Annotated in this window: 16 protein-coding genes; 8 read left to right on the top strand and 8 right to left on the bottom strand. The window is 69.5% G+C overall.

Annotated elements, in window-relative coordinates:
• Window positions 1-21: 21 nt before the first annotated feature.
• Window positions 22-1419, top strand: coding sequence for a dipeptidase (locus DN069_RS13445; RefSeq protein ID WP_111501185.1), 1398 nt, complete (start codon window positions 22-24; stop codon window positions 1417-1419).
• A gap of 63 nt (window positions 1420-1482) precedes the next feature.
• On the opposite strand, the gene DN069_RS13450 is transcribed toward DN069_RS13445, so the two are convergent.
• Window positions 1483-3606: a putative Ig domain-containing protein gene (locus DN069_RS13450; protein ID WP_243639174.1), complete on the bottom strand. Its 2124-nt coding sequence runs from the start codon at window positions 3604-3606 to the stop codon at window positions 1483-1485.
• A gap of 403 nt (window positions 3607-4009) precedes the next feature.
• Between DN069_RS13450 and DN069_RS13455 the strand changes: the two genes are divergently transcribed.
• Both DN069_RS13455 and DN069_RS13460 read left to right on the top strand, forming a co-directional pair.
• Window positions 4010-4591 (top strand): hypothetical protein, encoded by a 582-nt coding sequence (locus DN069_RS13455; RefSeq protein WP_111501187.1) that lies wholly within the window; start codon window positions 4010-4012, stop codon window positions 4589-4591.
• 177 nt (window positions 4592-4768) lie between these two features.
• Window positions 4769-7600, top strand: coding sequence for a family 20 glycosylhydrolase (locus DN069_RS13460; RefSeq protein ID WP_111501188.1), 2832 nt, complete (start codon window positions 4769-4771; stop codon window positions 7598-7600).
• A 121-nt stretch (window positions 7601-7721) separates the two neighbouring features.
• On the opposite strand, the gene DN069_RS13465 is transcribed toward DN069_RS13460, so the two are convergent.
• Window positions 7722-8597: an alpha/beta fold hydrolase gene (locus DN069_RS13465; RefSeq protein ID WP_165845492.1), complete on the bottom strand. Its 876-nt coding sequence runs from the start codon at window positions 8595-8597 to the stop codon at window positions 7722-7724.
• 339 nt (window positions 8598-8936) lie between these two features.
• On the opposite strand from DN069_RS13465, the gene DN069_RS13470 reads away from it, so the two are divergent.
• The 3 genes from DN069_RS13470 to DN069_RS13480 all read left to right on the top strand — a co-directional run bounded on the left by DN069_RS13470 (window position 8937) and on the right by DN069_RS13480 (window position 14985).
• Window positions 8937-10136 (top strand): macrolide family glycosyltransferase, encoded by a 1200-nt coding sequence (locus DN069_RS13470; RefSeq protein ID WP_243639175.1) that lies wholly within the window; start codon window positions 8937-8939, stop codon window positions 10134-10136.
• A gap of 62 nt (window positions 10137-10198) precedes the next feature.
• Window positions 10199-11482, top strand: a complete 1284-nt coding sequence (locus DN069_RS13475) for a wax ester/triacylglycerol synthase domain-containing protein (protein WP_111501190.1) — start codon at window positions 10199-10201, stop codon at window positions 11480-11482.
• A 194-nt stretch (window positions 11483-11676) separates the two neighbouring features.
• Entirely contained in the window at window positions 11677-14985 is a 3309-nt protein-coding gene (locus tag DN069_RS13480) for a lectin (protein WP_111501191.1), read from the top strand.
• A 190-nt stretch (window positions 14986-15175) separates the two neighbouring features.
• Here DN069_RS13480 and DN069_RS13485 read toward each other — a convergent pair whose 3' ends face one another.
• A complete protein-coding gene (locus DN069_RS13485; protein WP_243639176.1) occupies window positions 15176-16180 on the bottom strand; it encodes a class I SAM-dependent methyltransferase in 1005 nt (334 codons plus the stop codon).
• Between the two features lie 68 nt (window positions 16181-16248).
• Here DN069_RS13485 and DN069_RS39385 point away from each other — a divergent pair, with 68 nt between their 5' ends.
• Complete coding sequence (locus DN069_RS39385) at window positions 16249-16542, top strand: hypothetical protein (RefSeq protein WP_133259913.1); 294 nt, start codon at window positions 16249-16251, stop codon at window positions 16540-16542.
• Window positions 16543-16862: 320 nt separating this feature from the next.
• Here DN069_RS39385 and DN069_RS13490 read toward each other — a convergent pair whose 3' ends face one another.
• The 5 genes from DN069_RS13490 to DN069_RS13510 form a co-directional block, all read right to left on the bottom strand.
• Window positions 16863-17102, bottom strand: a complete 240-nt coding sequence (locus DN069_RS13490; protein WP_111501192.1) for a hypothetical protein — start codon at window positions 17100-17102, stop codon at window positions 16863-16865.
• Between the two features lie 203 nt (window positions 17103-17305).
• Window positions 17306-19396: an exo-alpha-sialidase gene (locus DN069_RS13495; RefSeq protein ID WP_111501193.1), complete on the bottom strand. Its 2091-nt coding sequence runs from the start codon at window positions 19394-19396 to the stop codon at window positions 17306-17308.
• Between the two features lie 252 nt (window positions 19397-19648).
• Window positions 19649-19933 (bottom strand): hypothetical protein, encoded by a 285-nt coding sequence (locus DN069_RS13500; RefSeq protein ID WP_111501194.1) that lies wholly within the window; start codon window positions 19931-19933, stop codon window positions 19649-19651.
• The gene (locus DN069_RS13505; RefSeq protein WP_111501199.1) at window positions 19930-20277 is read right to left on the bottom strand and encodes an MmcQ/YjbR family DNA-binding protein; all 348 of its coding nucleotides are present in this window, start codon (window positions 20275-20277) and stop codon (window positions 19930-19932) included. Before DN069_RS13505 ends, DN069_RS13500 begins: the two co-directional genes overlap by 4 nt.
• Before the next feature lie 232 nt (window positions 20278-20509).
• Window positions 20510-20932 (bottom strand): hypothetical protein, encoded by a 423-nt coding sequence (locus DN069_RS13510; RefSeq protein WP_111501195.1) that lies wholly within the window; start codon window positions 20930-20932, stop codon window positions 20510-20512.
• Between the two features lie 77 nt (window positions 20933-21009).
• On the opposite strand from DN069_RS13510, the gene DN069_RS42380 reads away from it, so the two are divergent.
• Window positions 21010-21141: a hypothetical protein gene (locus DN069_RS42380; RefSeq protein WP_279387896.1), complete on the top strand. Its 132-nt coding sequence runs from the start codon at window positions 21010-21012 to the stop codon at window positions 21139-21141.
• The last annotated feature ends 76 nt before the right edge of the window (window positions 21142-21217 follow it).

The following is a 21217-nucleotide window of genomic DNA, read 5'->3' on the forward strand; positions in this document are numbered from 1 at the left end:
CCCCATGCCCGGAGAGTATCCATGTCACTGATCCCGGATCACGAACTTCGTGAGGCCGTCGACGCGCTCATGCCGCGCGCGCGAGTCGATCTGGAACGGCTGGTGGCGATCCCGTCCGTCTCCTTCCCCGGCTTCGACCCGGCGCACGTCGACGCCTCCGCCGCGGCGACGGCCGAGCTGCTGCGGGAGGCAGGCCTCCCGGACGTGCGCATCGTCCGGGCGGGCGGCCGGCCCGCGGTCATCGGCCGCCGCCCGGCGCCCGAAGGCGCCCCGACGGTCCTGCTGTACGCCCACCACGACGTGCAGCCCGCGGGAGACCCGGCGCTCTGGGACTCAGCCCCGTTCACGGCCGTCGAGCGGGACGGCCGGCTGTTCGGGCGCGGCGCCGCCGACGACAAGGCGGGCGTTCTCGCCCACGTGACCGCGCTGCGGGCGCTCGGCGACCGACTCCCGGTGGGCGTCGTCGTGTTCGTCGAGGGCGAGGAGGAATACGGGTCCGTCACTCTTCCGCAGTTGCTGGCGGAGCACGGAACCCTGCTCTCAGCTGATGTCATCGTCATCGCCGACTCGCAGAACTGGGACATCGGCGCGCCCTCGGTGACCACCTCGCTGCGCGGCACGGTCAATCTCTTCGTCGACGTGCGCACGTCGGAGCGCGCGGTGCACAGCGGCATGTTCGGCGGACCGGTCCCCGACGCCCTCACGGCTCTGGTGCGCCTGCTGGGCACGCTGCACGACGAGAAGGGAAGCGTCGCGGTCGCCGGGCTCAAGGCGGTCGACGGCGTCGGCTCTCCTGGATCCGCCGGGGCCGCCGCTGGATCGCGCGTCGACTACCCCGAGGAGCGGCTCCGCCGGGAAGCCGGCCTCATGGCGGGGGTCGAACTGATCGGCACCGGAGCCATCACCGAGCGCCTGTGGGACAAGCCGGCCATCTCCGTCCTCGGCATCGACGCGCCGCGCACGGATGCCGCGCCGAACGCGCTCATCCCGGCCGCCCGCGCCAAGGTCGGCGTCCGGTTCGCCCCGTCCGACAGCATCGCGTCCGTGCACGCGGCCGTGCGAGCGCATCTGCTGCGTCACGCACCGTGGGGCGCGCAGGTGACCGTCGAACTCGAACACGACGGCGCGCCCTGCCTGCTGGACTCCGGCGGACCAGCCCACGCCACGGCCCGCGACGCGCTGCGCGACGCGTGGGACGGAACGGAACCGGTGGAGATCGGCGTGGGCGGCTCCATCCCGTTCATCGCCGCCTTCCGCGCGATGTTCCCTCACGCGGAGGTCATCGTCACCGGGGTGGAGGACCCCGAGTCCAGCGCGCACGGCCCGAACGAGAGCCTGCACCTGGGCGAGTTCGCCCGCGCCTGCTTCGCGGAGGCCCTGCTGCTGAGCCGCCTGGGCGGCGGGCCGGCTGCCCGCTGAGGCGGCGGCTGCAGCAGGGGTGGTGGACCGAGCCCACCACCCCGACGTGCTTCAGGACGTGGTTCAGGACGTCGTGACGTCGTCGTAGTAGGTGTAGGTCGGGTCGCTCGGGTAGTTGTCGTCCCGGTTGGTCAGGGTCAGCGTGTAGCTGTGACCGGCCGTGATGGTCGCGGTCTTCTGCACCCAGCCGGAGTTGGAGACACAGGTCTTGGCCAGGACCGTGGTCGTGGTCCCGGTCGTGTTGTCCTTCAGCGTGGCGGTGGCCCAGTCGTAGGTGACGGTGTCCGGGCAGGTCACGTTGTAGTAGAAGGACAGCTTGGTCGAACCGGTCGGAGCGGTGAAGGTCTGCGCGGCGGTCGAGGTGTTGGACGGGGTGGTGAGACCCAGCATCGCGCCGTAGCTGCCGCTGTGGGCCGCGCCGGCCGTCACCGCGGCGTTGCCGGTCGTGGTCCAGCTGGAGAAGCTGCCGGTCTCGAAGCCGCCGTTGACCACGCCGTTGCCCCCGCCGACCGGGTTGACGGTCCAGCTGAACGAGGTGGAGCCGGAGGCGCCGGTGCTGTCGGAGGCGGTGACGGTCACGTTCGAGGTGCCGGCGGTCGAGGGCGTGCCGGAGATCAGGCCGCCCGAGGAGATGGACAGGCCCGCCGGGAGGCCGGTGGCGGTGTAGGTCAGGGCCGCGCCGCCGGAGTCCGTGGCGTTGATCTGGAGCGAGACCGCGGTGCCGACGGTGCCGGTCTGGTTGCCCGGGTTGGTGACGGTGACGGTGTTGCCGCCGGTGGACGTGCCGACGGGCAGGCCTCCGGTGGGCGCGTACATCGCCACGTTGAACGTGCTGCCGCTGGGCGCCTGGGCGACCGGGATGACGGTGACGGCGTTGCCGCCGGCGAGCACGGAGGTGGAGATGTAGTCGCCGAACATCCGGCCCTGGCTGGTGTTCGGCAGCCAGGCGAGCGTCATCGGGCCGGCCAGCTGGACGGCGGTGGTCCAGGTGGTGCCGCCGTTGCCGGAGGAGATGTAGCCCGCCTCGAGCTGGCAGGTGGTGTCCGTGCAGTTCGCGTTCGGGTAGTAGTAGTACGTCACACCGATCCGGGCGGTACCGCCCGAGCTGGACGGGTCGACGCCGATACCCGGGGTGAAGTGGTCGTCGGTGCTGCTGACCGCGTCGATCGGCACCCGCACCGGCGAGCTCCACGAAGTGCCGTTCGTGGAGGTCGACATGATGATGTCGTTGCTCGAGCAGCCGCTGCGGAAGCTGCAGTCGGACCAGACCGCGTAGACCTTCCCGGACGCGTCGATCTCGGCCGAGGGCAGGGGACTCTCACGCAGGGTGTCCCGCGGGCGCAGCCGCGTCATGTCGTTGGCCGCGTCCTCCAGGCCGGCCACGGTGTGGTGCGAGACGGGGGCGATCTGCACGCTGGAACCCCAGCTGGCACCACCGTTGGTGGAGGTGAAGGAGCGCTCCTCGTTCGAGCTGGCCGAGGAGAACGGGACGACGACGGTGCCGTTCGGCTGCACGACCGGCTGGCCGCCGAGCCCGCTGGGGCCGTCGGCCGGGCTCATCTCGCTGCCCCAGCTCTGGCCGCCGTCGGTCGAGGTGCGCATGTGCTCCGCGTCACCGGCGTTGGCGTCGTCGTACTCGGTGTAGCACTGGCCGTAGTACGGGCTGGACGAGTGGTTGTCGCAGACCGACCAGTTCTTGTCGTCGAAGGTACCGGTGGAAATGGTGACCGGGTTGCCCCAGGTCTGGCCGCCGTCGGTGGAGCGGCTGAGGTCCACGTCCACGTTGCCGGAGGCGTCGATGCCCAGCCAGGAGACCATCCAGACGCCGTCCTTGGCGTCGTAGGCCACCGAGGCGTCGCTCACCTGCCCGTAGGGACCGCCGGTGTTCGCCGTGGTGGCGGGCATGAACCCGTGCGTCCAGGTCTGCCCACCGTCGGTGGAGGTGGCCCAACCGATGTTGGACGCGCCGCCACCGGACACCCGGCCGACCTGGAAGGCGGAGACGACGGTGTTGCCGTAGCTGAACGTGTCCGGCTCGACCTCGGTGGCGTGCTGGGCCTGGGAGTCGGAGTACGGATCGCTGCTGACCTGCGTGAGCGCGGGAGCGGCGTGGATCGTGTGTCCATGGTCCGCCGCCGGCGATGCGGCGGCGAAGCCGGGAGCGGATAAGGCCAGGGCCGCGGCCATGGCGCCGACGAGAAGCGTGGGTCCTTTTCGAGCCAGTCCGGACATGTCTCTCCTGACATGCGAGGCGGTACCGGTGGGTGCCGGCGTGACTCCGGCACGGGACAGCCGAATGGTGGTGCCACCACCAGCCGTGGAGAAAGACCGCCAGGGTGGCGGGAACATGTCATCACGTGGATGGCACGTTGCCGCCAGCGGTCCTGAGGGGTGTTGGGGTGTCGTGTGCACAAGTCAACGACGACATAGGTGATCTGATGGCGCGATTGACCGGGCGCAAAACCCGCAGCCCTTTGACTCCGGGATTGCCTGATACTCTCCGTTGCCGCCTTCTCGCACCATTCGAGCCGGCAGTTGGCGAAGCTGCTGCACGAGTGGCTTCGGGGGATGTCAGGCAAAGGGGAGTTGCATGGCGGGGGTATCCAAGTCGCCGATAGCGCGGGCGCTCGGCGTGGCACTGTTGGCCACGGTCGTCGCCTTGATGCCCGTGGGATTTCTCGCGTCGTCCAACATCGTCTGGGGCGAGGACAACCAGTACGGACGAGTATCGATACCCGGCGCCGAGGTGATTCATATCCCTGCGGGCCAAGTGACGGTCTCGGTAGCGGTGGCATTGCCCGGCCGGGGGAACGGGACACCGACCCTGCGCCTGCCTGACTGTGGCTTCACGATCGACGCGGTCGACGGCGGCTCTACTCCCAAAGTCACCGAAGACATCGGGTCTTCGAACAATGCAAATGACAACCTGGACGACACGCAGCGCCAGGTATGGCGCATGTCCGTCACCCGGACCGCCGACTACAAGATCACAACGCACGGCGATTTCACCGGCTACGGGGTCAACCCCGAGCTGTGGTTCGGACATACGGCCGGGATGCCCGGCGTCTACGTGCTCCCCGTTTCGGCGTTGGTCGGACTGTGCGCCAGTCTGGCCTGGCTCGCTTTCCGGTGGCTCCGGCGCCGGCTGCGTCGCGGGGCGTCGTCGGACTAGCCGGCTCGCGTCCGGGCGCACAACCGATGAGGGCCGCAGTCGGAGTTGTCGCGGCCCTGTTCAGTCGGGTCCTCGCTTGCTATGGTCCAGCGGTCTAGACCCATCTCAATGGACTAGTCCAATGCTCTCCCTGTTCACCGCACTGCTCCGCACCCTGCGATCTGACGAGGAAGGCATATGAAGGCCATCACATTCATCGCCGCCGCAGCACTCGCCTTGGGCGGCGCGTTCCCGCTGGCCGTGGGCGCGGCCGAACCGGCAGCGGGAGCGGTCGTCCTGCCGGCGGTCGTCCCCCAGCCGGTCTCGGAAGCGGCAGGCTCGGGCGGGGCGTTCACCCTCGACACGAACACGTCGATCACCGTCACCACGTCGGCGACCGACGTCGCGGGGGTTGCGTCGTACCTCGCCGGGCTCGCCCGCCCGTCGACGGGGCTGGCCCTGCCGGTCGTCTCCGGCGGCAACACGGCGGCGGACTCGATCGTCCTCGACGCGACCGGGCCGTCCTCGCTCGGCCAGGAGGGCTACACGCTGAGCAGCACGTCGAAGTCGGTCGTCATCACGGCGAACACCGCAGACGGCCTCTTCCACGGCGTGCAGACCCTCCGCCAGATCCTGCCGGCGCAGATCGAGACGACGGCGGCGCAGACGGGGGTGAGTTGGAGCATCCCGCCGGTGGCGATCTCGGACAGCCCGCGCTACGCCTACCGCGGGATCATGATCGACACCGCGCGTCACTTCTACCCGGTCGCGGCCGTCGAGCGCGTCATCGACCAGGCCGCGATGTACAAGCTGAACGTGCTCCACCTGCACATGACCGACGACCAGGGCTGGCGCATCGCCATCAACGCCTACCCGGACCTGACGACGATCGGAAGCAACATCCCGGTGGCGTCCGGCGCCGTCGACGGCGGGCCCGGCTCATACAGTCAGGCCGACTACAAGGCCATCGTCGCCTACGCGGCGGCCCGTTACATATCAGTCGTCCCCGAGGTCGACGGCCCTGCGCACACCGGCGCCGCGGTCACGTCGATGGCCACCGGCACGGACCCCAACGACCTCCCGATCGACCCGAACAACTCCGCCGACAACGCCAATGTCCAGACGTTCCTGGACAAGGTCACGGCCGAGGTCGCCCCCATGAGCAGCAGCGGCTACTTCCACATAGGCGGCGACGAGTTCTCGGGGACCGCGGCGCAGTACCAGGCGTGGGTGTCGAGCGCCGCCCGTGCCGTCGTCGCGTCCGGCAAGACGCCCATCGGCTGGAACGAGATGGGCCAGGACACCACCATCCCGACCACCTCCGTGCTCGAGTACTGGGCCGGCGACAACACCGGTGTCGCCACCGGCCTGGAACGCGGCGAGAAGCTCATCGAAGCCCCCGCGCCACACGCCTACTTCGACATGAAGTACGACGCGAACACACCCCTGGGCCTGACTTGGGCCGGTTACGTGCCGCTGTCCAAGGCGTACGGCTGGGATCCGTCCGCCGCCACGACCGCGCTGGAGTCCGCCGCCGGCATCCCCGCGGGAGCGGTAACGGGCGACCCGACCATCGGCGTGGAGGGTGCGCTCTGGGCCGACTCCGTCCCGGCCTCCTACACGACCAGCCAGATCGAGGGCTACGCGGACTTCATGCTCCTGCCCCGCCTGCCCGCGCTGGCCGAGGAGGGATGGTCCCCGTCATCCGTGCTGACCGGGTCGAGCGCCTGGACCGACTTCGCCTCGCGGATCGCCGCCCAGGGACCGCGCTGGGACGCTCTCGGATACGGCTACTACCGCACGCCCGAGGTGACCTGGCCGGCCCGGCCGGTTCAGCTGGTCGACCACTGGACGATGGACGGTGTCTCCGGCTCGACGGTGACCGACTCGGCGACCGGCGGGTACAACGGCACGGTCACCGGGTCGACGACTTTCGCCGCGGGCAAGGTGGGCAGTGCGGCGGTCTTCGACGGGAGTGCGTCGCCGATCACGACTTCCGCTCCGGACCTGCCTGCTCCGTGGACGGCGAGCGCGTGGGTCGATCCGACCGCTTCGAACGCCAGTGTGTCGTTGCTGTCCAGTTCCACGATGGCCTTGAAGGTCCAACAGTGGAACGGCACGGGAGAGGTGGGCGCCACCAAGTACGGCTCGGCGGACTACACGGTCAACGACAAGGCGCCGCTGAACACGTGGACGTACGTGTCCTTCGTCGACGACGGGACCCAGATCACCGTCTACGCCAACGGCCAGTCGGTCGGCACGATCGCGGCCAGCATGCCGTTGGGCCGGGCCTCGATCGGGAGCACCGCCAGGGATCCGGGCAAGGAGAACCTGGACGAGGTGTCGGTGTTCAACAACGCCCTGACCGCCAGTCAGGCGGGCGCGCTCTACACCTCGGCCCAGGCCGGCGGCACCGACATCACCCCACCGTCCCCGACCCTCACGGACGACTGGACGATGGACGGTGTCTCGGGCTCGACGGTGACCGACTCGGTGACCGGCGGGTACAACGGCACGGTCACCGGGTCGACGACTTTCGCTGCGGGCAAGGTGGGCAGTGCGGCGGTCTTCGACGGGAGTGCGTCGCCGATCACGACTTCCGCTCCGGACCTGCCTGCTCCGTGGACGGCGAGCGCGTGGGTCGATCCGACCGCTTCGAACGCCAGTGTGTCGTTGCTGTCCAGTTCCACGATGGCCTTGAAGGTCCAACAGTGGAACGGCACAGGAGAGTTGGGGGCCACCAAGTACGGCTCGGCGGACTACACGGTCAACGACAAGGCGCCGCTGAACACGTGGACGTACGTGACCTGGGTCGATGACGGCTCCACGATCACCGTCTACGCCAACGGTCAGCCGGTCGGCACGATCGCGGCCAGCATGCCGTTGGGCCGGGCCTCGATCGGCAGCACCGCCAAGGACCCGGGCAAGGAAGGCCTGGAGGAGGTCTCGGTCTTCTCCTCCGCACTGACCGCGACCCAAGCGGCGGCGCTCTACACCTCGGCCCAGACCGGCGGCACCTCGACCGGCTGACCGCGGCCCGACGCCCGCACCACGGACCCCGCTCCCGTTCCCGCCGCACACGCCGCGTCGGGAACGGGAGGCAGGCGCGGCGCTGAGAGCCGCGGCAACGCTTGGCCGGAGGGCGGGGCCTTCACGCGGTTGTCTGCCGGGAGACGCGCTTGCCGTCCGGGCAGTAGGCCAGATCGGTGAGGGGCCGGTCGGCGAAGAAGCGGAGGCAGAGGTCGGAGACTTCGCGGCCGCGTTCCAGTGGCAGCATGTGGTCTGCGTCGGTGATGACGGTGAACCAGCCGTCGGGGCACGCCGCGGCGAGTTCCTGGCCGAGGGCGGGGGTGGCGTAGTGGTCGTGTTCACCGGTGGTCACCAGCACGGGCATGGTGGGCGCGGCGGCCAGGTCGAGGCCGCGGTGGGTGAGAAGGCGCCTGGTGTTCGTCGTCAACTGCTGGGCTTCGTCCGGGCGCAGGCGTGCCAGGCGGGTGTGGAGGAAGCGACGGATCCGGTGTCCTGCGACAGTTCTGTCCAGTGCGCCGCGGTTCATCAGCTGGTCGAGGGCCTCGTCGGCGAACTCCTCCATCCGCTCGGCAGCCAGCAGGCCGAGGCCGCGGTGGAACGAATCCCTGGCGTGTTCGGGCACGGAGGCGGTGGTGCCGATGAGCGCCATCCTTCGGACGCGGCCGGGGTGACGTTGCGCGAAGGTGTAGGTGACGGCGGTGCCGTAGGAGCACCCGACCAGATTGACCTCGGTGAGTCCGGTGTCGTCGAGGATGCGGCAGAGGGCGTCCGCCAGGAAGTCCACTCCGTAGCGCTCGGGAAGGACGCCGGCCTTGCCCCAGCCCGGCAGGTCGACGGCGAGCACATCGGCGTGCGTGAGGAACTCGGCCTCGACGTCACCCCAGTTCTCCTTGGTCTGGAACGCACCGCCGACCAGCACCACCGGCGCGATCCGGGGTGCGGCGGAGAAGACCAGGCGGGACTCACAGCGGTAGTCCTGCCATGTGTGCGCAGCCACGACGGTCGGTGGTAGCCCACCGCTCGAAGTGGTTGTCGCCGACGTAGTTGCGTGGGGCACGGTGTCTCTCCCTGTCAACGCCCAACTGCCTTGGCTCTCTGCGGCCGTCACGCCTGGCCGAGGATGACGGCGGGGCTGACCGTCGTCCGTCAGTCTGCCCATGCGGGGCAATCTAGATCAAACCGACCATGGTGTCCGAGCGGCGCACGGGTGGGCGCGGCGAGCGGCAGAAGCCCGGGATCGAGACGGGGCGCGCGTAGGCATGCGGCTCGCGCCCCGTGCCCCAGGGTGACCGTATGTCGTTTGCTGGTTATGCACGACATGATTCAGGAGCTATCGGTGGAGCCGGCGCGCCCCCATGTGGTTGTGGTCAACGTGCCCGAGCACGGCCACGTGAATCCGACCCTCGCCGTGGTCACCGAGCTTGTGAGGCGGGGCTGCCGGGTGAGCTACGCGGTCGCCCAGCAGTTCGCGCCTCAGGTCAGGGCCGCAGGCGCCATGCCGGTCATCGTCCCCGTACCGGAGCGCGCCGCAGGTGCTTCCTCCGAGGACCTGTGCGACGGGGTCGACGTCTTCGTCGGTGAGGCCGAGGCGGCGCTGCCCGTCCTCGAAGCCGCGTTCGCGGACGACCGGCCCGATGCGGTGCTGTACGACCTCGAGGCGTTCGCGGGGAAGGCACTTGCCCGCAAGTGGGGCCTCCCCGGGATCGAGCTGTCCCCGACGCACGCCCTGTTCCCCGGCTGGGAGCGGGCCTTCCTCGGACTGAACGACCTCAGCGAGATGCCCTGTGCTCCGCACTTCCAGCGGTTCCTCGACGACAACGGCCTCGACTGCACGATCGGCGACTTCGTTCAGCGCTCGGACGCGAAAGTGGTCTTCGTCCCCAGGACGTTCCAGGTCCACGCAGACCTGATGGGTCCCGAGCACAGCTTCGTCGGACCCGCCCTGGGTGACCGGTCCTCCTTCCAGGGGTCCTGGCGGGCTCCCGTCGACGGCCGGCCGGTTCTGCTGGTCTCCCTCGGGTCGGTCTTCACCGACCAGCCGGAATTCTTCCGCCAGTGCCTGGAGGCCGCGAGCCGACTCGACTGGCACACCGTCATCGCCGTCGGTCGCCATGTCGACCCCGCGACCCTCGGCACACTGCCCGCCCACGTGGAGGTCCACGCCTCCGTCCCCCAACTCGACGTGCTCGCCGCTGCATCGGCCTTTGTCACGCATGCCGGCATGGGCAGCGTCCTCGAGGCCCTGCACTTCGGCGTGCCCATGGTCGCCGTCCCGCAGATGGCCGAGCAGCGCGTCAACGCCAGGAGGTTGGAACAACTGGGGCTCGGGGTGTACCTCCCTCGTGAGCAGGCAGACGCGTCGGCCCTGCTCAGCGCTGTCCGGCAGGTGTCCGGCGATCCGAGGGTGGCCGCGGCGGTGTCGGCGATGCGCGAGGACGTGCGTGCCTGCGGTGGCGCGGCGGCGGCCGCGGACGTCGTGGAGGCCGTCGCCGGGCTGAAGCTGCCTGCGACGGCCCGGCTTGCCACCGTGCACTGACCACCGCCCCGAACCGGCTCACTTCGCCGGATCCTCGACCCACTCGCGCGGAAGACCGGACCATGTTCCACAGCGCTTCGCTGACGCCCCTCGACGAACTCATGACCCGCTGGCCGTTCAGCCCGTCCGTGGCCGGCGTGGCTGTCACCTGCGAGGGGCCGATGCCTGCGGCATCACGGATCGCCGAGCTGGTCCGCGAACGCCTGGGGCCATTTCCGCGCCTCGGCTGGGTCCTGACCCCACCCGGTGGGCCCCGTCTGGCCCGCCGTCACCGCTGGGTTCCCCAGCCGGATTTCGATGTCGCGGACCAGATCGTCTTCGATTCAGGTGCGCAGTCCTTCCAGGAGCTGGCGTTGCGGCTGATGACCGAGCCGCTCAGCCCGGACCGGCCGCCCTGGCGGCTCCATGTGCTGCCGGAGCCGGACGGCTCCGGGTTCACCCTGCTGATGCGGGCGCACCACAGCCTGCTCGACGGCCGGTCCTTCACGACACTGTTCCGCGCCCTGCTGGACGACGTGCCTGCGCCTCCCACGTCGCACGCGACCCGCACCGAACAGCGACCGCTCCAACGGATCGGGAGCGTGACACGAGCGCTGCGCACCTCGTTCTCGCCCGGCACGGCGGTCCCCATGCCCAACCACGGGCCGTCGAGCCCTGCCTACGCGTGGTGCGCCGTGCCCCCCCAGGTCTTCGAGCGTGCTCGGGCCGCTGTGCCCGGACACGTCGCGACCGCGACCGAGGTCTTCGTGGCTGCGGCGGCGGGCACGTTCCGCTCCCACCTCGGGTCATGGCCTCCCGCGTCCGGACCCGAGCGCTCCCTGTTCGTCGCGGTGCCCATGGACATGCGTCGCGCCGATCAGGGCCACAGACTCGGCAACGCGTTCGGAGCCGCCCGCGTCCCGCTCCCGGTCGCCACGGAAGACCCCGTCGCGCGGCTGGCGGCCTGCCGAGGCCTGGTCAGGTCCGGCGAGCACCAGGCGGCCCTGAGATTCGGCAACTCGCTGCTGCGTGCGCTCTCACTGGTAGGGCCTCGTCTGGTCGACGCGATCCTCGCCCCGCAGTACGACCCTGCCTACTCCGCGGGATGCTGCACCTCCCTTCCTCTCACCGGCGAGGGCCTCGCCTTCGACCGCCACCCGCTGCGCCAGCTGCGAGGCTTCCCCATGGTGCCCCCGCACGGAACGGCCACCTTCTTCCTCCTGGGCTGCTCCGAGGGCTACACACTCAACGTGGCGACCAACTCGGGCTCCGGCGACGCCCGACTGCTCGCGGACTCCATGCTCCGGGAACTTCACCAGTTGGCCGCTCATGCACAGGGCGTTTCCCGCTACGCGGAGCGCTGCTGAGCGCCAGAACCCCAGAGGCCCATGACAACGTTGTCGGGGCAGGCCTCGGTGGCGTCACCGCGAGCTCGTTGTGCTGGCTGCCTTGACAGTTCGACCGGGCAGGGCCACGCTCCCCCCACGACTTCGTTGCCATGACAACGTTGTCAGGCTCAGGCCCTGTCATGAGCCTGGCATTCCAGAAGGGAGCTCCAGAGATGGGACACCCAAGCGGGAGGCGCCGGGGCGCCTTATCCCTGCTGGCAGCCGGGGCGCTGCTGGCAACCGCCGCCACCACCGCCCCCGCGTCGGCGCGATCGCGGCCGGTGCAGCACGCCCGTCCGGCGCTGGTCACCGCGCCGGCCTCGCTCGTCAACCCGTTCATCGGCACATCGAACTCCGCCGACGACTTCCCCGGGGCCGATGTGCCGTTCGGTATGGTGCAGTGGAGCCCTGACACCCCGTCACGGCCGGACGGCGGCGGCTACGAGTACAACGACTCTTCGATCACCGGGTTCAGCCTCACCCATATAGCCGGCCCCGGGTGCGGCGCCGCCGGCGACATCCCCGTCCTGCCGACCGTCGGCTCCGTCGACACCAGTGCCACGGACGGGTTCTCCCACACCGCCGAGTCCGCCTCTCCCGGCTCCTACACGGTGTCGCTGAGCAACGGCGTCAAGACCGAACTCACCGCCACCACCCGCAGCGGCATGGCGCGCTTCACCTTTCCCGCCACCGCACAGGCCAATCTCGTCTTCAAGTTGGCCAACAGTCAGAACGGTGACTCCAACACCCAGTTCGCCGTCGTGAACAACAACGAGGTGAGCGGGCAGGTCACCAGCGGTAGCTTCTGCGGTGCGAGCAACAGCTACACGGTCTACTTCGACATGGTCTTCGACCAGCCGTTCACGTCCAACGGCACACAGGCGGTCAGGGCCACGGAGCCCCCGACAGCAGGCGCCCGCCCCGGCCAGAGCCGGCCCGAACGGCAGAACCACCCAACGCTCCACGGCGCCCCACCGAGGAGTGCCGGCACCGCCACTCCGCAGACTGCCGCCAAGGACGGCTACGTCACGTTCAACACCACCGGCACGCAGGTCGTCCAGGCCAAGGTGGGCATCTCCTACGTCTCCACCGCGAACGCGGTGGCCAACCGCACGGCCGAGAATCCCGGGTGGAATTTCGCCGGGACCGAGAGCAGTGTCCAGCAGGCATGGAACTCCCTACTCGGCCGGGTCTCCGTCGCGGGCGGCACGGCCGCCCAGCAGACGGTCTTCTACACCGCGCTCTACCACTCGCTGCTCCACCCCAACGTCATCAGCGACACCAACGGCCAGTACGACGGCTTCGACTCCAAGACCCACGTCGTCGACTCCGGCCACGGCGCCGTCTACGCCAACTACTCCGGCTGGGACGTCTACCGTTCGCAGGCCCAACTCGAGGCTCTGATCGACCCGCAGGCCGCCTCGGACACCGCCCAGTCGATGGTCGACGACTACACCCAGACCGGCCAGTTCCCCAAGTGGTCAGAGAACAACGGCGAGACCTACGTGATGGTCGGCGATCCCGCCGACGCCATCCTGGCCGACTACCACGCCTTCGGGGCAACCGCCTTCGACAGCGGGACCGCGCTCACCGACATGGTCGCGGAGGCGACCACCGCCAACAACAACCGGCCCGGCCTCGCCTATCTGGAGCAACTCGGCTACCTGCCCAGCGACGGAAGCTACGGCTGCTGCAACTTCTACGGCCCCGCCTCCACAACACTGGAGTACGACACCGCGGACTTCTCCGTCTCGGCCCTGGCCGGCGCACTCGGCGACACCACGGACCAGACCGCCTTCGCCAACCGGGCGCAGGACTGGCGCAACCTGTTCCACGCCGGAACGGGATTCATCCAGCCCCGTGACAAGTCGGGCTCCTGGACCGGGGGATTCTCCGCGACCTCGGGCAGCAACTTCGTCGAGGGGGACGCCTGGCAGTACACGCCGATGGTGCCGTTCAACCTGCACGGGCTGGCGACCGCGATGGGCGGCAACTCGGCGATGGCGAACTACCTCACCACCGACCTGTCCTCACTGACCGGCGCGAACGGCTACACCGACCTCGGCAACGAGCCCAGCCTGGACATCCCCTGGGAGTACGACTACATCGGCCGGCCCTACCTCACCCAACAGGTCGTGCGGCAGGTCCAGGACCAGATCTGGACCGACAGCCCCTCCGGCCTGGCCGGCAACGACGACCTCGGCGAGATGAGCTCCTGGTACGTGTGGTCGGCCCTGGGGATGTACCCGGAGACGCCCGGTACGTCCGACCTGGCACTCGGCAGCCCGCTGTTCACCCAGGCGGTCGTCACCCTTCCCAGCGGCAACACCCTGACGGTCAACGGCGACAACGCCGCCGACAACGCCCCCTATGTCCAGTCGGCCAGCTGGAACGGCTCCCCGTGGAACAGCGCGGCCGCACCCATCGGCAGCATCACCAGCGGCGGCACGCTGACCTACACCCTGGGCACCACGGCGAACTCCGCCTGGGCGTCCGCCGCATCTGCCGCCCCTCCCTCCTACCCCGGCGCGCCCGGCTACGGCAACACGGGCATATCGGCGGACTCCGCCTCCTCGTCCGCCGACTTCGACGGAAGCGGTTACAGCTACTCCGCCGCCGTCCTGTCCGCCGCAGGAGTCAACCCCGGCTCCACGGTCAGCGCCGCCGGAACCTCCTTCACCTGGCCCGGAGCCGCAGCGGGACAGCCTGACAACTACACCGCCAACGGCCAAACCGTCCCGCTCTCGGGCACAGGGGCGATCTCCTTTCTCGGCTCCTCCACCAACGGCCCCGCAGGCGGCACCGCCACAGTCGACTACACCGACGGCACCAGCCAGTCCGTGGCCGTCTCCTTCTCCGACTGGACGCTGAACGGCGGCTCGGCCACGCCGCTCGCCGGCAACACCACCGCGGTGACCGCCGCCTACCGCAACCACGCCGGAGCCTCCACCGACCCCGTGAAGACCTACGTCTTCGCGACCACACCCGCGGCCCTGACCCCTGGCAAGACCGTCAGCGACGTCCGCCTGCCCTCCGACACCTCCCAGGGCGCTCTGCACATCTTCGCGATCGGGTTCACCAGCGCGAGTGCTCCACCGACCGGGGCGATCGTCTCCGGAGTCGCATCGAACCTGTGCGCCGACGACAACAACGGCGCCGCGTCCAACGGCAACCGGATCCAGATCTGGGGTTGCAACGGGTCCGCTGCCCAGCAGTGGACGGTCGAGCCGGACGGCACCGTCCAGGTGGTCGGCGGATGCCTCGACGTCACGTCCAGCGGCACCACGAACGGGACCCTTGTCCAGTGGTACACGTGCAACGGCACTGGCGCGCAGCAGTGGAAACCGGGTGCGAACAGCTCGCTGATCAACCCCGAGTCCGGCAAGTGCCTGGACGACCCCGGATCCTCCACCTCACCCGGCACCCAACTCCAGCTCTACACCTGCAACGGCACCGGAGCCCAGAACTGGACCCTGCCCTGACGCCGGTCCAGCAGCCGTGCGCCACCCGGTTGGCCGTCCGGAGTAACGACGGACGGCCAACCACCGGGTACGACCAGGCGCCGAACGCCCGCGGCCTCGCCGGCCACGACCCGCGCTCGGCCGACACCCCGAACTCGCCTCACTGATGGCCTCGGCGGAGCCCACACCGGATCAATGCGTTCCTGGAGGCCTAGCGGGCGAGGACGATCGTGGCCGGGGACGGGGTGGGATGGAACTGGATGTCGGTGAAGCCGGCGGCGCTGAGCCAGGCGTGGTAGTCGCTGCGGGTCCAGGTGGAGCCCTGGGTGGTCTGGAGCAGCATGGTGGTGTGGAAGATCAGCGGGAACGGGGGGCCTGAGCGGTCGTCTTCGACGACGAAGTCGTTGACCACGAGGGTGCCGCCGGGCTTGAGTGCCTGGCGGAACTTGGCGAAGACGGCTCGGTTGTCGGCCGGGCTCTCCTGGTGGGCGATGTGGGAGTAGACAGCCACGTCGTAGAGGTCGGTGCCGAAGTCGGTGGTGTGGAAGTCGCCGTCGACGGTGTGGAAGCGGTCGGCGACACCGTGCTCGGCGACCAGGCGGTGAGCGATCCGGTTGACGTTCGCCCAGTCGAGCTGCGTGGAGCGGGCCTGGGGGTTCATACCGAGCCAGACCGAGGAGTAGATCCCGGAGCCGCCGCCGACGTCGAGGATGGAGATCGGTCCGGCCTCGGCCAGGCCCAGGCGCTGGGCTGCCGCCAGGGCGGACGGTACTGACAGGGGTGCGATGGCGGGCACGAGCTGCTCCCAGAACGGGTTCTCGGGCAGGTCGGCGCGCTCCGGCGTGACCGGGACGCCGGTGCGGGCGACTTGTGGCAGATCCGCACGGATGGGCATGTCGGCGAAGATCACTTTGGCGAAGCCGCCGAGATAGCCGGGTTTGCCCTCGACCAGGAAGGCGGCCGCCTCGGGGGTGTTGTGGTAGCGCCCGCCACGTGTTTCGACCAGGCCCAGCCCCACCAGGCCGTCGAGCAGCGCCTGGGTGCCGCGCTGCGACAGTTCTGCGGCCTTGGCGACCTGCTCGGGGGTGTCCGCCCCGGCCTCCAGGTGGTTGAAGAGCGAGTGGATCGCGCTGGTGGCCAGAATGCTCTGCGCCCAGTTTCCCGTGGTGATCTGCATGATCCGCTCGGGGGACGGCTGTCCCGACGCCTCGTTCATGTGCTTCCCCTGACTGTGCCGGTTCCAGCATGAGTGCTGCTGACTCTCCGTCACTGGACCATCGCGACATGTTCGCAGGCAAGACGGCGCGCGCAGCCAAGCCGGTAACGCTCGGCGCTGTCGGGGCGGTGGTACTGACGTCGCCGCGCGCCGAAAGGCGCGCAGGGAACTGCTGGACCCGCGAGCCGGAGCGGGCCCCGAAGTGCCAGGCCCACGTGACCGAACCGGGCGCTGTGACCTCGGGCGGGATCTGGCAGTCCAGCGTGTCCGGCAGCGGCTACACCATGCACTCGGTCGCCCAGTCCACTGCCGAGCCCGTGGCGATCGCCTGTGCCCGCGACGCGCTGGCCACACTCAGCTGAAGGCCGAACCCCATCGCGGGCCACGCGCGTCACGGTGCCCTGGCCGGTTCGGTGGGCGCTTCGCTACCGCCGCGGCCCTGCGCGACGCGTAACGGAATGGCGGCACGCTCGACCTTGCGTCCAGTCATGCGGGACAACGACCACGGCTCCTCTGCGGGGAACCAACAAGGCCCGAGAGTTGGCCGCAGGGACGGTCTACTTGCAGATCATCGGACTCGTGTTGATCGCGATCGGGACCGTCCTGCGCACCCTCGCCTCATGCTGCGGACACGCGAGGGCCCCCGCGCACCGGACTCGTGCGCGGGGGCCTTGTGCTTCGGTCAGAGGCCGGAGTGGTTGACGACGTTGCCGTTGGAGCAGGTGTTGAAGCCGAGGCCGGTCACGTCTGCCAGCGCTGGGACGATGGCGAGTTCCTGCAGGCAGACCGCGGCGGCGGTGAAGTTCCAGTTGTTGGCGGCGTTGACGCCTGGACCGAAGTTGCTGTCGTTGTCGGCCTGGGCGGGGGTGGCCGCGGCCAGGGCGGTGAGGGTGATCGCGGCAAGCGCGATGATCTTCTTCATGCCGTGGGAACGACGCACCGGACGCCGAGTCACTCACGTCAGCGCTTGCAGTCGTAGTTCAGCCCCACCATGGCTGCCAGGAACGAGGCGTGCCGGTCTCGATCGACCCGTGCAAGAGCGGGTGGCGCGGAGCAGGGACGCGGTGGGCGGGCTGTCGTATCGGATCAGCCCGCCCAGCGCGTCCAAGGGATGGCGCTGCTTCGTCAGGAGAGAGTCACGTCGTCGTAGTAGGTGTAGGTCGGGTCGCTCGGGTAGTTGTCGTCCCGGTTGGTCAGGGTCAGCGTGTAGCTGTGGCCGGCGGTGATGGTCGCGGTCTTCTGCACCCAGCCGGAGTTGGAGACACAGGTCTTGGCCAGGACCGTGGTCGTGGTGCCGGTCGTGTTGTCCTTCAGGGTGGCGGTGGCCCAGTCGTAGGTGACGGTGTCCGGGCAGGTCACGTTGTAGTAGAAGGACAGCTTGGTCGAACCGGTCGGCGCGGTGAAGGTTTGCGCCGCGGTCGAGGTGTTGGACGGGGTGGTGAGGCCCAGCATCGCGCCGTAGCTGCCGCTGTGGGCCGCGCCGGCCGTCACCGCGGCGTTGCCGGTCGTGGTCCAGTTGGAGAAGCTGCCGGTCTCGAAGCCGCCGTTGGTGACCCCGCCGCCGCCCGAACTGCCGTTGACGGTGAGCGAGAAGGTGGCGGTGTGGGTGTGCGTGGTCCCGGTTCCTGTGACAGTGATCTGATACGTCCCGACCGGCGTGCTCGAGGCCGTCGAGACGGTCAGCGTCGAGGAGCCGCCGGCCGTGACGGAGGAAGGGCTGAATGCCGCGGTGGCGCCGGTCGGGAGGCCGGACGCGCTCAGTGCGACCGATTCGGTGTCCCCGCCGCTCGCGGTGGTCGCGATCGTCGTGGTGGCCGACGACCCCTGTGTGACCGAACCGGAGGTCGGGTTCGCGGCGAGCGAGAAGTCGGAGGCCGGAGGCGCGGTCGAGACGGTCGTCGCGTAGATCTCCGCGGTGGAGCCGCCGCTGTCCGCGCTGCCCCAGCTCACCGCGATCTGGTTGTTCGGCAGCGTCGCCAGGCCGAAGGTGTCACCCGGCCACACCGAGGCGTTGCCGTAGTTGGTCGACACCTGGGTCGGCGTGCCGACCAGGCCCGAGGCGGTGGTGAAAGTCTGCAGGTAGGTGGCGTAACCCTGGCTCGGCGCGTTGGTCTGCCATCCGACGTACGCGGTGCCCGCCGGCCCGCCGACGACCTCCATGATGTGGGCCGCGCTGGTGTTGTCGGGCGTCACGTGGGTCGGTGCGGACCAGGTGGCGCCGTTGTCAGTGGAGTAGCTGAGCCAGCCGATGTCGGTGCCGGAGGACTGCGTGTCCCAGGTGGCGTACAGCGTGCCGCCCGCGTCGATGGCTATGGAGCCGTTGATCCACCAGTTCGCCACCGCGTCCGTCCCGGCGTCCGGCCGCACCTGCACCGTCGGGTTCGGCCAGGTGGTGCCGGCGTCGTTCGACCAGGTGAAGTACTCGTAGCCGTCGTGGATCGCATATGGGGACGTCGCGTCGGTCGGGTGGCCCTCGTAGAGCGAGTCCACACGGCCGTGCGAGTCGACCAGCAGCGGCGCGGCGAACCCGCCCATGGTGGGGTAGTTGGGACCGATCGGGGTGAATCCGCTGAACGTCCTGCCACCGTCGGTCGACTTCTCGATCACGGCGTTCAGCTGGCCGTCGGCGAAGGAGCACGATCCGACCGGGCTGCAGGTGGTCTGGACGTTGTTGTGGTCCGGGCCGTAGTCCCAGGTCACGTAAACGGTCCCGTCGGGTGCCACGGCGATGTAGGGCCGGTCACCGAAGTAGCCACTCCCGGACGGCTTCACCGAGGCGGTTTGGGTGAAGGTCGCCCCGTGGTCGAACGAGGCCTCCACCACCGGATAGTTGTTCGTCGACATGAACGCCGCGTAGACGGTGCCGTTCGGCGCGACCGCGAGCGCCGGGTCCCAGGCCCCGGACGAGCCCGACAGCATGATCGGCGCGTCGTAGCTTGCACCGCTGTTGGTGGACCGGGCGAACCCGATGCCGCCGCATCCGATCCATGACTGGAAGACGTCGCCGGTCGTGTCGGCGGCGGCCACGACCTCCTGGTTCTGGCCGGAGCAGGACGAGCTGACGTTCAGGATCGGCGCCGTGGCGGCCGGGCGGTGTGGTACCGCCGTGGCCGTGGCCGTGACGCCGAGCAGGAGGAAGGCCGCGGAGGCCGCCGCGGCGAGGCCTCGCAGTCGCCGACGAGTAGCTGCTAAGTGGCGGGACCCGACGTGGTACATGATGGTGGCACCCCTTTCAACTGCGCATACGGAGATCCGGGGTGGTGCAGGCCATGCATGGCTGACCCGTTGGGAGAGACGCGGGCCCGGCGGATAGTAGAAGTAGACATGACAATGCGTCAAGAAGGCCGCAGGATCCCGCTGATCCCAGAGAAGCTGCCGGGCACGGCTCGCTGTGTCCGACCTGGTGGAGGTTTCCTCGGTCAGGGGAGCAGCGGACCGGTCCTCGGTCGAACTGGAAGGGTTGATGCCCTAGTTGGTCGGGCTACTGATGCCTTGCCGCTCATGCAGTGCTCGTAGGTCGGGGGTTCGGGGCGTCACGGTGACGCCGTAGACGGCATGGAGGGCGGCGCTCAGTGAGGCGGCGTGCTGGGCTCGCCGGGTGAGTGTGCTCCCGAGCCGGAGCAGACGTTCGGTGTCTCGGACGTCGATCGTGCCGCTGTCAGCAATGTGGCGGGCCAACGCGGCGATCTCCCGGGCGATCTCCTGACCCTTCAGATGCTCGGTGTCTGCCTGGTCCGCCAATCGGCCGATCACCGGCTTTCCGGGCGGAAGTCCTCCACGAGCCGTTCGGGTGCAGCCTGCCTCCAGGAGTCCACCAGAATCTCGTACAGCTCGGCACTTCCTTCCAGGGCGCCGAGTCGCACCCGCACCCAAGCGGAAGACGCCTCATGTGGCGGCACCCAGAACTTCCCGGGCTCCGCGGCGATCAGCTCCGCCCGATCATGCTTGGGACACCGCACGGCGAATGACGTCTGGTCGTCGGGAACCGTGACGAACATCTTCCCGGCGACCCGAAACGTGGGCATGCTCCACGCCTCCTTTTCCACGGTCTCCGGGAGGGACAGCGCGATACGGCGGACATCATCGGCATCTACCATGGCCGCCACCCTAGACGCGCAGGGTGGCTGCGCCGGCATCAGCCACCCGTTCGGGCCGTGACATCAGTTCGGTGGCCGGGGTGCAACCCCGTCGAGCCGTACGAACACGGCGAGCGCCTCGGGTGACGGCGTCGCTGTTCGCGTCGCCGTCACCGACGTCAGGCCGCCCTGGTGCATGAATCGACCATCAAGCATGCTGACTTCCGCTCCGGCACTCCCAGGGCGGTGCTGATCAGTGGGCCGTGGCGGAACCGGTGCTGGAGCCCGGCGTGATCACGCAGCCGCCGTCGTTGTTGCTCCACAGCGGCTGCATCGCGAAGGTGCCCGTCGAGAGGGTGACGCCCTGGAAGTTGCTCTCGCACAGGTCGCCGATTTCCTCACCGTTCGCGTCGACCCAGCCGCTGGACGGCTGCGGGTCGGTGACCGATTCGGCGAACTCGTGCCCCTCGACGATGCTGAACGCGTCCAGCTTGCCACCCAACGCCGCGTTCGGGCAGCGGCTGCCGCTGGGCGCGTCGAGTTCGTAGGGCATGTTGGTGTACGAGACGCTGCCGGTGTAGTCGTGCCAGGCGCAGAATCCGGACGAGGGCCAGCCGTCGGGGGAGGTTCCCTGCGGGCTCATCACCACGATCTGGGCGTCCGGGTCGCCGGCCACGCCGAAGTGGGAGGCTGCCGCGTCGGCCTCGGCGGCGATGTCGGCCTGCTGCGCGGCGGCCGGGGCGGNNGGGGCCGGTGCCGCTGGAGTCCGGGTACTGGGTGGTGGTGGTCGACCAGCTGTCCGAGCTGGTGCCGACGCCGTTGAAGAGGTTGGTCATGTACGGCTGGACGCCGCTGCTGTCGGTGTCCCACTGGGAACCCCAGTAGACCAGGTACACCCTGGGGCTGTGCTGCACGACGCCGCCGTTGTACTGCAGGCCGCCGGAGTTGGCGCGCCGCCTGG

This window comes from Streptacidiphilus pinicola (assembly GCF_003258295.1).
GTDB lineage: Bacteria > Actinomycetota > Actinomycetes > Streptomycetales > Streptomycetaceae > Streptacidiphilus > Streptacidiphilus pinicola.